Consider the following 11,831-nt stretch of genomic DNA (forward strand, 5'->3'; position numbering starts at 1 on the left):
AAACTGGCCAGAAGCTAAGACCGCCCGCGCCGCAATCAAGATGGCGACGGGCCCGCAACGAAATTTAGCGCCAGCTCTGGAGCCACATCCAATGGGTGTAGCCCTGGGCGTCGCCCAGCGGCGCGGCGGAGAGGATCGGGTAGAAATAGCCGAAGCAGACCAGCGCCAGCCCGACATACCATTCCTCCCAGCCCTTCGCGCGCAGCCGGTCGAACTGGTGGAACGTCACCGGCAGCAGCATGCACAGGAACAGCGCGGAGAGGTGGTAGTAATAATAAAAGCCCAGCGACTTCGGGATGATCGCATAGATCGCCACCGAGAAGGTCCAGAGCAGCGCCAGCACCAGCGGCCGCCATGCCCGGGTGCGGAACCAGAGCAGGTAGCCGGCCAGCACCGCGACCAGTCCGCCCCACATGATCACCGGGTTGCCGATCAGCAGCACGCCGCGCTGCGCGCCATGATCCCATTCGTAGAAGAACCAGATCGGCCGGAGCATGATCGGCCAGCTCCACCATTCGGACTGGTAATTGTGGTGGGGCAGGACCTGGGTCTGCGCCGCATACATCTCCCGCTGGAGATGCAGCAGGCCGCGCAGCCCGTCGGTCGCGCCGGTGAGGTAGAAGAAGGTCGGCGCGAAGGTCGCGAAATAGACGGGTATGCTGATCGCGCCCAGCAGCACGAGCCCTGCGAGAGTCGACAGCCCCGGCCAGTGCGGCTGGTCGCCGGAGAGAATTGCCGTCGCCAGAGGACGTCTGGCGCGACGGGCGTCGATCAGCCGCACGGCGATCAGCGCCAGCCCGATTGCGGCGATGTACGGCGCCGCTGCCCATTTCACCGCCGTCGCCAGTCCGAGCAGCGCCGCGCCGGCGCACCAGCGCCATCGCACCTGGTTCCGCGTGCCGTGCATTGCCCACAGCAGGAACACCAGCCCCCACAGCAGGAAGGCGCCGAGGAACACGTCGAGCATCGCCGTGCGCGCCTGCACGAACAGGCTCTGGTCGAGCATCGCCAGCACCGCGCCGGTTACCGCCACGCGCATCCGGCCGCGCATCAGGATCCACAGGAAGGCGAAGATGCCGAGCACGGTCGCCGTGCCCGCGACCGTGGGCATCAGTCGCCAGCCGAAGGGATTGTCGCCCAGCAGCTCCATGCCGGCGCCGATCAGCTCCTTGCCGAGCAGCGGATGCTCGGTGTTGCGCGGGCCCGACAGTTCGATCAGCGATTTGGCCGCGGGCACATAATGCACCTCGTCGAACATGATGCCGCCCGGCTGGTCGATATGCAGCGTGAACAGCAGCTGCGCGGCGATGCCGATCAGCAGGGCGACGAGCCAGGGGCGGGTGGCGAGGGCCGAAAGGCGAAGGCGCATGGCACAGGCCTAGCCGAGCACGCGGCGGATCGGAATAGCCCGCGGATCCTTCCTGCACCGGAAAGGATCAACGCACCCAAAGGTTGACGCCGCGCCCCCAAGCGCCGCAAAGCACGCCCATGAAGCGTCGTACCGGACAGGATCCCAGCGTCACCCGTAACTGGAAGCCCGCGACTCAGGCGGTGCGCGGCGGCACCGCGCGCTCGGAGTTCGGCGAGACCAGCGAGGCGCTGTTTCTCACCTCGGGCTATGCCTATGATTGCGCGGGCGACGCCGCCGCGCGCTTCGCCGGCGAACAGGCGGGCATGACCTATTCGCGCCTCCAGAACCCGACCGTGGAAATGCTGGAGCAGCGCATCGCCCTGCTGGAAGGCGCGGAGGCCTGCCGCACCATGGCCACCGGCATGGCGGCGATGACCGCGGCGTTGCTCTGCCAGGTGAGCCAGGGCGACCATATCGTCCAGGGCCGCGCCGCCTTCGGTTCGTGCCGCTGGCTGACCGACAGCCTGCTGCCGCGCTTCGGCGTCACCACGACGACGATCGACGCGCGCGACCCGCAGCAGTTCGAGGACGCGATCCGGCCGAACACCAAGATCTTCTTCTTCGAGACCCCCGCCAACCCGACGATGGACGTGGTGGACCTCGAAGCCGTCTGCGCGATCGCCAGGAAGCACGGCATCGTCACGGTGGTCGACAATGCGTTCGCGACGCCCGCGCTGCAGCGCCCGATGGAGTTCGGCGCGGACGTCGTCGCCTATTCCGCCACCAAGATGATGGACGGGCAGGGCCGCGTGCTGGCCGGTGCGGTGTGCGGCACCGAGGATTTCATCACCAACACGCTGCTGCCCTTCACCCGCAACACCGGGCCGACGCTCAGCGCGTTCAACGCCTGGGTGGTGCTGAAGGGCCTCGAGACGCTCGACCTGCGCATCCGCCGCCAGAGCGAGAATGCGCTGAAGGTCGGCAGCTTCCTGGAGGGCCGCGTCCCCCGCGTGAACTTCCCGGCGCTGCCCAGCCACCCGCAGCACGCGCTGTTCATGCGCCAGATGGCCGCGGCGGGGCCGATCTTCAGCTTCGAGCTGGACGGCGGCCGTGCCCAGGCCCACGCGCTGCTCGACGGGCTGGAATTGATCGACATCTCGAACAACATCGGCGACTCGCGCTCGCTGATGACGCACCCGTCCTCCACCACCCATTCGGGTCTGGCCGAGGAGAAAAGGCTGGAGATGGGCGTGGTCGAGGGCATGATCCGCATCAATGTCGGCCTGGAAGACGCCGACGACCTGATCGCCGATCTCGACCAGGCGCTGCGGGGCGCCGGCTTGTGAAGGCGCTCTTCACCGACGAGGCGACGACGCGCGGCGTGGTCGTCCGCGTGTCGGTGTCGTATCTGCCCGAACAGTCGGAGCCGCATCGCGGCCGCTGGTTCTGGGCCTATCATATCCGCATCGAGAACGAAGGCCCGGTGGCGGTGCAACTGCTCACCCGCCACTGGATCATCACCGACGGGCGCGGCCTGCGCCACACGGTGGAGGGCGAGGGCGTCGTCGGCGAACAGCCGATGATCGCGCCGGGCGGCAGCTTCGACTATGTCTCGGGCTGCCCGCTCTCGACGCCGAGCGGATCGATGCAGGGCAGCTACCACATGATCGCCGAGGACGGTTCGGCGTTCGACGTGTCCATCCCGCGATTCGCGCTGATCGCCCCGGCGGTGACGGGCGAACAATGAAGCGGACCCATCTCCCCCTCAACGGCATGCGCGTGCTCGATGCGGCCGCGCGGCACCTGTCGTTCACCCGCGCCGCGGACGAACTGGCGGTGACCCCCGCCGCGGTCGGCCAGCAGATCCGCGCGCTGGAGGATACGCTGGGCGTCGTGCTGTTCCGCCGCACCACCAAGGGGCTGGAGCTGACCCCCGAGGCGGAGAGCGGCCTCACCGCGCTGCGCAACGGCTTCCTCCAGTTCGAGGAAGCGGTGCGGGCGATGCAGGCGGGCCAGTCCTCCAAGTCGCTGACCATCGCCGCGCCGCGCGACCTCACCGCCAAATGGCTGATGCCGCGCCTGTCGGACATCGCCCGTGCGGACCCGGACCTGCGCTTCGTGCTGGTGCCGGCCGACGATGCGCTCGATTTCACCGAGGCCAATCTCGATCTCGCGATCCGCTGGGGCGAAGGCCCGGGCGAGCATGAGGGCGAGGCGCTGGAAAGCGACGGCATGGTCACGGTCGAGCGGCCGGGCGGCGGCGGGATCGACGTGCGCATCTCGTGGCTGGGCTGCATGGCCGAGGATGCCGGATCGCTGGTCCGCGTCGCCGATGCGGGCCTCGCGATCGATGCGGCGGCGCAGGGGCTGGGGCGGGCGACCGTCCCCGAGCTTCTTGCCCGCGCCGATATCGAGGCGGGCCGCGTCGCCCTGGTCGGTGAGCCCAAGGCCTCGCGGCTAGGCTATTGGCTGGTCGCGCCGCTGCCGCAGTGGCGGCAGAAGAAGGTGCAGACGCTGGTCGAGGTGCTGGGCAGCTAGCTGCCCTTCACCCGCCCGATCGGCACCGGCAGCAGCCGGCCCTGATCGTCGCCGATCACCATCACCTCCACGCCGAACGCGTCGCGCAGCGGCTGATGGGCCAGCGCCGTCCCGGCCGGACCGAAGGCCACGACGCGGCCTTCGCGCAGCAGCAGCACGTCGTCGGCCGCGCGGGCGGCCTGGAGGAAATCGTGCAGCACGATCACCACGCCCATCCCGCCGGCGGCCAGCGCGCGCAGCCGATCGAGCAGATCGAGTTGGTGCACCGGATCAAGGCTCGCGAGCGGTTCGTCCGCCAGCAGCCAGTGCGGCTCGCCGGCGAGTACCCGCGCCAGCAGCACGCGCGCCCGCTCGCCGCCGGAAAGCCGGGTGACGCGCCGATCGATCAGCGGGCGGACGGCGGTGGCGTCGATCGCGGCGTCGATCGCGGCGTGATCGGCGGCGGAAAGTCCCGCGAAGGGCGCGCGGTGCGGTGCCCGGCCGAGTGCGATCACCTCCGCCACCTGCAGATCCCAATGCACGGTGGCGTCCTGCGGCAGATAGCCGATGCGACGCGCGCGCTCGCGCGGCTCCAGCCGGGCGAGCGGCTTGCCGCCGAGCTTCACCTGACCGGCGTCGGGATCCAGCAGCCCGGCGAGCGTGCGCACCAGCGTCGACTTGCCCGAGCCGTTGGGGCCGAGGATCGCCGTGACCCGGCCGGGCCGCAGCACCGCATCCAGCCCGTGGAGTACGCGGCGCTTGCCGAGGCTGACCGCGAGATCGGAGATGCTCAGTTCCATGTCGACCGCCGGAGCTTGAGGAGCAGCACGAAGAAGAAGGGGGTGCCGAGCAGCGCCATCGCGACGCCCAGGCGCACCTCGCTCGGGCCCGGGGACAGGCGCACGAGGCTGTCCGCCGCCAGCAGCAGCGCGGCCCCGCCCAGGGCGCTGGGGAGCAGCAGCGCCGAAGGGCGTGCACCGGTGAGCGGGCGGAGCAAATGCGGCACGATCAGCCCGACGAACCCGACGATGCCGGTGACCGCGACGCTGGCGCCGACCGCCAGCCCGGTGCCGAGCACGACCAGCAGCTGTACCCGATCCAGCCGCACCCCCATCGAGCGGGCGGCCGCCTCCCCCAGCGTGAGCGCGTCGAGCGCGCGGCCGGTGAACAGCAGCAGCGCGCACCCGATCGCGATGAAGGGCAGGGCGAGCTGCACTTCGGCAAAGCTGCGATCGGTGAGCGCCCCCATGATCCAGTCGAGGATTTCGGCGGTGGCATAGGGGTTGGGCGCGATCGAGATCAGGAAGCTGGTGAGCGCCGCGCCCAGGCTGGCGAGCACCGTGCCGGCGAGGATGAAGGCGACGGCGCTTTCCGCCCTCCAGGCAAGCCCCGCGAGCAGCAGCATGGATCCGCAGGCTGCCGCCATGGCGCAGCCGAACAGAACCAGCGGCGCGCTGCTCCCCAGCAGCACGATGGCGCCAACCGCGCCCAGCGCCGCGCTGGAAGAGACGCCCACCACCGCCGGGTCGGCGAGCGGATTGCGCAGGAACCCCTGCAGCGCCGCGCCGGACAGCCCCAGTGCCGCGCCGATCGCGAGGCCCAGAATGGAGCGCGGCAGGCGCAGCTCGGCGATGATCCACCAGCGCGGATCCGGGCTGAACCAGACGGCGGGGGGCACCCAGAACTTGCCGGCGATCAGCGAACCGGCGAACAGCAGGGCGACAAGCAGCGCAAGGCCGAGGTTGAGGGCAAGCCGGTGCATGCCGGGCGCCATAGCATCCCGGCGGCGTTCGCCTACCCCCACATTGCCCGTCGGCACGGGTGCGCAGGCGCGCAAACGGGCTTGACCACCCAAACCTTGGTTTAGTCTTCCCACATCAAAGCCGTGCCCGATGGTGCGGAGGTTCGATTCCGCCACGCGGCCGCCTGCGCGACACTCCATTCGGCAAGACGGGATGGAACCATGTACCACCAGGCGTTGATCGATGTTGCTGCAGGGGGCCAGGCGAGCGGCGCGCCGGACCTTTCGGCGCTGCTCGCCAGCGCGATGCGATCGCTGGACGAGGACCCGCCGCTCGCGCGCCGCTGCCTCGAACGGCTGCCCGGCCTGCTCGCCGCTCCCGATGCCGCCGGCCCTCCGGACCTGTTGCCCGAGGGGCCGATCCTGTCCGACGGCCCGGCGAAAGGGGGCTTGGCCGGCTGGCAGCTCCGCCGTGTGGCGGCGCATGTCGACACCCATCTTCAAGGGCCGATCTTCACCTCCACGCTGGCTGGCGTCGCCCAGCTGAGCACCGGGCATTTCTGCCGGGCGTTCAAGGCGAGCACCGGCGAGACGCCGCACGCCTATATCGTGCGCCAGCGCATTCGGCGCGCGCAGCTGCTGATGCGGGAGACGCGAGACACGCTATCGCAGATCGCCTGCGCCTGCGGGCTGAGCGACCAGGCGCATCTCACCCGGCTGTTCCGTCGCCTGCTGGGCACGACGCCGCACGCCTGGCGATGCAGCTGGCAACCGGCCGGCTGATCGCAGCAGGAATCTTCAAGACTCGTCGCTCGGACACCGGATGATGTGGCTTCGGCCGGGCGGGTGGCGAGCCGCTACGGTTGCAATGGAGGGGGCAGGAAGCTGGACGCCGGAAATGACCGATAATGTTTCGCTGCCGATCGGCACGTGGCGCGGCGTATCCTTCGCGGTGGCGCAGATCGACGTGCTGCGGGCGGCGGAGGACCTGCTCGTCGTCGGCATGCTCGAGAAGGATGTCGCCGGTGCGCACCGCGGCGGCGCCGAGGCCATCGATCATGCGCTGCACGGCACCCTTTCCCGATTGCGCGAGGGCGGCATCTTCACCGGCGGCTTCGGGGAAACGCTGATGCTCACCCGCCCGCCGGCGCCGATCCGCGCTGCGACGTTGATGCTGATCGGCATGGGCGCTTCCCTCACCGGCGATCCGGAGGTGGTGGGCGCGCTCACCGGCCTTGCGATGCAGGCCGCATTGCGGATCGGCGCGGCATCGGTGGGGTGTCTGCTCGGCTGGTCCGAACTCGATCTGCCGGCACCGCTGGTGGCGCCGAGCGCGGCCGCGATGATGCGCGGCGCGCTTGCCGCCATCGATGCGCAGGAGCAGCAGGCGGCTTCGATTGCCTGGACCTTCGACATCCGCAACGGTGCCGCCGCCCACACCACAACCGCGCTTCGCGAGGCGCTGGCCGCCTGGCGCTGACGGGTGGTCGAGGCGTGGCGACGGCGACGCAGCCATGCTAGGATGCGCTTCTCAGGGAGTTGATGCGCTTGCCATGTTGACCAGGGTTTCCAGCGGGCGTGTGCCGGCACGCGGCACGACGCCGATCCGCATCCTGCTGGTCGACGATCACATGCTGCTGCGCGAAGGGGTTCGGGCGGTCGTCTCCACCCAGGACGACATGGAGATCGTCGGGGAAGCGGGTGGTGGTGCGGAGGCGATTCGGGAATTCGCCCGGCTCCAGCCCGATCTGGTGCTGATGGACCTGCAGATGGCCGACATGTCCGGCCTCGACGCGATCACCGCGATCCGCGCGGCCACGCCCAACGCCAGGATCATCGTCCTGACCACCTATTCGGGCGACGGTCGTGCGATCAAGGCGCTGCGGGCGGGCGCGATGGGCTATCTGCTCAAGGCGAGCCTGCGCAACCAGCTGCTCGAGGCGATCCGCTCGGTCCATCACGGCGGCAAGCATCTCGACGCCAGCGTGGCGACCGCGATCGCGCTGCACGTGCTCGACGAGGATCTCACCGAGCGCGAGGTGTCGGTGCTGACCCTGGCGGCCTGGGGCAATTCGAACAAGCAGATCGCCGCCCGGCTCGCCCTCTCCGAAGAGACGGTGAAGGGCCATATGAAGGCGCTGTTCGCCAAGCTCGGCGCCAGCGACCGGACGCACGCGGTGACGATCGCCGCCAAGCGCGGGCTGATCGAGCTCTGATCCCGTCGCGCGGGCGGAACCGCGCGATCGCATCAAACCCGTCCAATACCTGTCCGACTGGCGCGCCCTAAAGATGGCGGCGGCGGTCCGTCGCCGTGCAGGCGTGATGCCGGCGGGCAGACGGAACTGCCGAACTATTCGAAAGAATGGAACGGTACGCGTAACTTTATCCGAGTTTTCGGAAAACGTGCGCCGGCTATTCTGCACCCATCACCGCCGGACCCCGGCAGCAACAGGAGCCGCACCATGACCCTCACCGCCACCGCCACGCCGGGCAAGTCGCTGATCTCGCCGACCAATCACGCGCTCGTCCTGATCGATTTCCAGTCGCAGATGGCCTTCGCCACCAAGTCGATCGACGCGACGATCCTGCGCAACAACGCGGCGCTGATCAGCCGCGGCGCCAAGTCGTTCGGCGTACCGACGATCCTCACCACGGTCGCCGAGAAGAGCTTCTCGGGCCCGATGTTCAGCGAAGTGACGGATGCGTTCCCCGGCCAGAAGCTGCTCGACCGCACCTCGATGAACACCTGGGAAGATGCGGCGGTGATCGAGGAGGTCAACCGCATCGCCAAGCCGCGCATCGTGTTCGCGGGCCTCTGGACCAGCGTCTGCATCGTCGGCCCGGTCGCCTCGGCGATCGACCAGGGGTTCGAAGCCTATTTCATCGCCGATGCCTGCGGCGACATCTCTCCTGAAGCGCATGAACGCGCGGTGCAGCGGATGATCCAGCTGGGTGCGGTGCCGATGACGTCGCTCCAGTATCTGCTCGAGCTGCAGCGCGACTGGGCGCGCGGCGAGACCTACGACTCGACCACCGGCATCGCGAAGCAGTGGGGCGGGGCCTACGGCCTCGGCGTCACCTACGCCAAGACGATGTTCGGCGCCTCCGAAGGCCATTGATCTCCAGACCCAGTTTCCTGCCCCCAAACGACAAGGAATGCTCCCATGACTTCCACCGTGACCACCAAGGACGGCGTCTCGATCTTCTTCAAGGATTGGGGCCCCAAGGACGCCCAGCCGATCATGTTCCACCATGGCTGGCCGCTCTCGTCGGACGACTGGGACGCGCAGCTGCTGTTCTTCCTCAACGAAGGCTTCCGCGTCGTCGCCCATGACCGCCGCGGCCATGGCCGTTCGGAGCAGGTGAGCGACGGCCACGACATGGACCATTATGCCGCCGACGCTGCCGCGGTCGCCGAGCATCTGGACCTGCGCAACGCCGTGCATATCGGCCACTCGACCGGCGGCGGCGAAGTCGCGCGCTATGTGGCGAAGTACGGCATCCCGCAGGGCCGCGTCGCCAAGGCGGTGCTGGTCGCCGCCGTGCCGCCGATCATGGCGAAGACCGAAGCCTATCCGAACGGCCTGCCGCTCGAAGTGTTCGACGGCTTCCGCAAGGGCACCGCGGACAACCGCGCGCAGTTCTTCCGCGATGTCGCCGCGGGGCCGTTCTACGGCTTCAATCGGGACGGCGCGACAGTCTATCCGGGCGTGATCGACAATTGGTGGCGCCAGGGCATGATGGGCAGCGCCAAGGCGCATGTCGACGGCATCAAGGCCTTTTCCGAGACCGACCAGACCGCCGACCTCAAGGCGATGACCGTGCCGACGCTGGTGCTGGCCGGCGACGACGACCAGGTGGTGCCGTACCACCAGGGCGCCGAGCTGCAGGCCAAGCTGCTGCCGAACCCGACGCTGAAGATCTACCCGGGCATGCCCCACGGCCTGCTGACGACGCACGCCGACGTGCTGAACCCCGACATCCTCGCCTTCGTGCGCGGCTGATCGACCGGCGCCGGGGAGGACGTACCATGAAGCCCTATCTGATCTCGCTCGCCATCGGCTTGCTGGTGGGGGTCATCTACAGCCTCTTCGGCGTCAAATCACCGGCGCCGCCGACGATCGCGCTGATCGGCCTGCTCGGCATGCTGCTGGGCGAACAGGCGGTGCCGGTGGCGAAGCGGCTCTTCGCCGGCCACGACGTGGTCGCCTATCTCCGCACCGATTGCGCCGAGCAGGTGCTCGGGCGTCCGGTGAAGAAGCCCGACGACCAGGCATGAGCCTCACCCGCCGCCAGACCCTCGCTGCCGCCGGCGCTACCGCCGCCGGCGCGCTGCTGCCCACGCCCCTCTTCGCAAGGAATGCCCGCATGCCCGCCACCGACCTGATCCTCGTCAACGCGCAGGTGACGACGCTCGACCGGGAGAACCCGGTGGCCGAGGCGGTCGCGATCCGCGACGGCAAGTTCCTGGCGGTGGGCAACGAAGCCGAAGTCCGCGCCGCCGCGGCACCGGGCGCGCAGGTGATCGACGCGCATCGCCGCCGGGTGATCCCGGGGCTGATCGACAGCCACATGCACATCATCCGCGGCGGCCTGAACTACAATATGGAGCTGCGCTGGGACGGCGTGCCGAGCCTTGCCGACGCGATGGCGATGCTCAAGCGTCAGGTCGACAATACCCCCGCGCCGCAATGGGTGCGCGTGGTCGGCGGCTTTACCGAGCACCAGTTCGCCGAGAAGCGGCTGCCGACGATCGACGAACTCAACGCGGTGGCGCCCGATACGCCGGTGTTCATCCTCCACCTCTATGATCGCGCGCTGCTCAATGCCGCGGCACTTCGGGTGGTGGGCTATACCAAGGACACGCCGAACCCGCCGGGCGGCGAGATCGTCCGCGATGCCGCCGGCAACCCCACCGGCCTGCTGCTAGCGCACCCCAACGCCACGATCCTCTATTCGACGCTCGCCAAGGGCCCGAAGCTGCCGGAGGACTATCAGCTGAATTCCACCCGCCACTTCATGCGCGAAGTGAACGGGCTGGGCGTCACCGGGGTGATCGACGCAGGGGGCGGCTTCCAGAACTATCCTGACGATTACGCGATCATCGAAAAGCTCCACGCTGACGGCCAGCTGACCGTACGGATCAGCTACAATTTGTTCACCCAGAAGCCTAGGCAAGAGCTCGCCGATTTCGCCGGCTGGGTGAAGCAGGTGACGCCGGGGCAGGGCGACGACAGCTACCGGCACAACGGCGCGGGTGAGATGCTGGTCTATTCCGCCGCCGACTTCGAGGACTTCCGCGTCGCCCGGCCGGACATGGCGCCCAGCATGGAAGCCGATCTGGAGCCGGTGATCCGCCTGCTCGCCGAGCATCGCTGGCCCTGGCGTCTCCATGCCACCTATGACCAGACGATCGGCCGCGCGCTCGACGTGTACGAGAAGGTCCACCGCGACATCCCGCTGACCGGCATCAACTGGTTCTTCGACCATGCCGAGACGATCAGCGACCGCAATATCGACCGGATCGCCGCGCTGGGCGGCGGCATCGCCGTGCAGCACCGCATGGCCTATCAGGGCGAATATTTCGTCGAGCGCTACGGCGCGAAAGCCGCCGAGCGCACCCCGCCGATCGCCAAGATGCTCGCCGCCGGGCTGCCGGTGGGTGCCGGCACCGATGCGACGCGGGTGGCGAGCTACAACCCGTGGGTGTCGCTCAGCTGGCTGGTCACCGGCCGCACCGTCGGCGGGCTGTCGCTCTATCCCGGCGCCAACCGCGTCAGCCGGGAAAAGGCGCTCGCCATGTGGACGCACGAGAACACCTGGTTCTCGAACGAAATCGGCAAGAAGGGGCAGATCAAGGCGGGCCAGCTCGCCGATCTCGCGGTGCTCTCCGCCGATTACTTCGCGGTGCCCGAGGACCAGATCGTCCACATCCGATCGGTGCTGACGCTGCTCGGCGGGCAGGTGGTCCACGGCGATGGTGACTATGCCCCGCTCGCCCCCGTGCTGCCCCGGCCGATGCCCGACTGGTCCCCGGTCGCGACCTTCGGGGGCTATCACCAGTCGCCCGAAGCGCGCGCCCAGCTCGCCTCTGCCTGCGCCTGCCACAGCGGCTGCTCGGTCCACGGCCACGACCATGCCGCAGCCCTCGGCGCGAACGTGCCCGCCGGCGACGTCCAGAGCTTCTGGGGCGCGCTCGGGTGCGGCTGCTGGGCGGTGTGA

General features: G+C 69.0%; 13 protein-coding genes. 10 read left to right on the plus strand and 3 right to left on the minus strand.

The window, feature by feature from the left end:
- Positions 1-64 precede the first annotated feature (64 nt).
- Positions 65-1,369: a phospholipid carrier-dependent glycosyltransferase gene (locus SPI01S_RS10935; protein ID WP_066722074.1), complete on the minus strand. Its 1,305-nt coding sequence runs from the start codon at positions 1,367-1,369 to the stop codon at positions 65-67.
- Positions 1,370-1,488: 119 nt separating this feature from the next.
- Here SPI01S_RS10935 and SPI01S_RS10940 point away from each other — a divergent pair, with 119 nt between their 5' ends.
- The 3 genes from SPI01S_RS10940 to SPI01S_RS10950 are packed head-to-tail and all read left to right on the plus strand — an operon-like array spanning position 1,489 to position 3,889.
- Positions 1,489-2,697, plus strand: coding sequence for a trans-sulfuration enzyme family protein (locus tag SPI01S_RS10940; RefSeq protein ID WP_066722076.1), 1,209 nt, complete (start codon positions 1,489-1,491; stop codon positions 2,695-2,697).
- The gene (apaG, locus tag SPI01S_RS10945; RefSeq protein ID WP_066722078.1) at positions 2,694-3,098 is read left to right on the plus strand and encodes a Co2+/Mg2+ efflux facilitator ApaG/CorD; all 405 of its coding nucleotides are present in this window, start codon (positions 2,694-2,696) and stop codon (positions 3,096-3,098) included. Before SPI01S_RS10940 ends, apaG begins: the two co-directional genes overlap by 4 nt.
- On the plus strand, positions 3,095-3,889 hold the full coding sequence (locus tag SPI01S_RS10950) for a LysR family transcriptional regulator (RefSeq protein ID WP_066722080.1): 795 nt from the start codon (positions 3,095-3,097) through the stop codon (positions 3,887-3,889). Before apaG ends, SPI01S_RS10950 begins: the two co-directional genes overlap by 4 nt.
- Here SPI01S_RS10950 and SPI01S_RS10955 read toward each other — a convergent pair.
- Positions 3,886-4,668, minus strand: a complete 783-nt coding sequence (locus SPI01S_RS10955; RefSeq protein ID WP_066722082.1) for an ABC transporter ATP-binding protein — start codon at positions 4,666-4,668, stop codon at positions 3,886-3,888. The two genes, SPI01S_RS10950 and SPI01S_RS10955, sit on opposite strands and share 4 nt — an antisense overlap.
- A complete protein-coding gene (locus SPI01S_RS10960) occupies positions 4,659-5,630 on the minus strand; it encodes a FecCD family ABC transporter permease (protein ID WP_066722283.1) in 972 nt (323 codons plus the stop codon). Before SPI01S_RS10960 ends, SPI01S_RS10955 begins: the two co-directional genes overlap by 10 nt.
- 201 nt (positions 5,631-5,831) lie before the next feature.
- Here SPI01S_RS10960 and SPI01S_RS10965 point away from each other — a divergent pair, with 201 nt between their 5' ends.
- From SPI01S_RS10965 to SPI01S_RS10995, 7 genes are all read left to right on the plus strand, one after another.
- On the plus strand, positions 5,832-6,392 hold the full coding sequence (locus SPI01S_RS10965) for a helix-turn-helix domain-containing protein (protein WP_066722084.1): 561 nt from the start codon (positions 5,832-5,834) through the stop codon (positions 6,390-6,392).
- A gap of 115 nt (positions 6,393-6,507) precedes the next feature.
- On the plus strand, positions 6,508-7,089 hold the full coding sequence (locus SPI01S_RS10970) for a M17 family peptidase N-terminal domain-containing protein (protein WP_066722086.1): 582 nt from the start codon (positions 6,508-6,510) through the stop codon (positions 7,087-7,089).
- A gap of 73 nt (positions 7,090-7,162) precedes the next feature.
- On the plus strand, positions 7,163-7,825 hold the full coding sequence (locus SPI01S_RS10975) for a response regulator (RefSeq protein WP_066722088.1): 663 nt from the start codon (positions 7,163-7,165) through the stop codon (positions 7,823-7,825).
- A gap of 246 nt (positions 7,826-8,071) precedes the next feature.
- Positions 8,072-8,728, plus strand: a complete 657-nt coding sequence (locus SPI01S_RS10980) for a hydrolase (protein WP_066722090.1) — start codon at positions 8,072-8,074, stop codon at positions 8,726-8,728.
- 45 nt (positions 8,729-8,773) lie between these two features.
- Positions 8,774-9,613: an alpha/beta fold hydrolase gene (locus tag SPI01S_RS10985; protein WP_066722092.1), complete on the plus strand. Its 840-nt coding sequence runs from the start codon at positions 8,774-8,776 to the stop codon at positions 9,611-9,613.
- A gap of 26 nt (positions 9,614-9,639) precedes the next feature.
- Positions 9,640-9,888, plus strand: coding sequence for a DUF1427 family protein (locus SPI01S_RS10990; RefSeq protein ID WP_066722094.1), 249 nt, complete (start codon positions 9,640-9,642; stop codon positions 9,886-9,888).
- 89 nt (positions 9,889-9,977) lie between these two features.
- Complete coding sequence (locus tag SPI01S_RS10995; RefSeq protein ID WP_066722284.1) at positions 9,978-11,831, plus strand: amidohydrolase; 1,854 nt, start codon at positions 9,978-9,980, stop codon at positions 11,829-11,831.

The sequence above is a fragment of the Sphingomonas pituitosa NBRC 102491 genome, assembly GCF_001598435.1.
Classification (GTDB): Bacteria; Pseudomonadota; Alphaproteobacteria; order Sphingomonadales; family Sphingomonadaceae; genus Sphingomonas; species Sphingomonas pituitosa.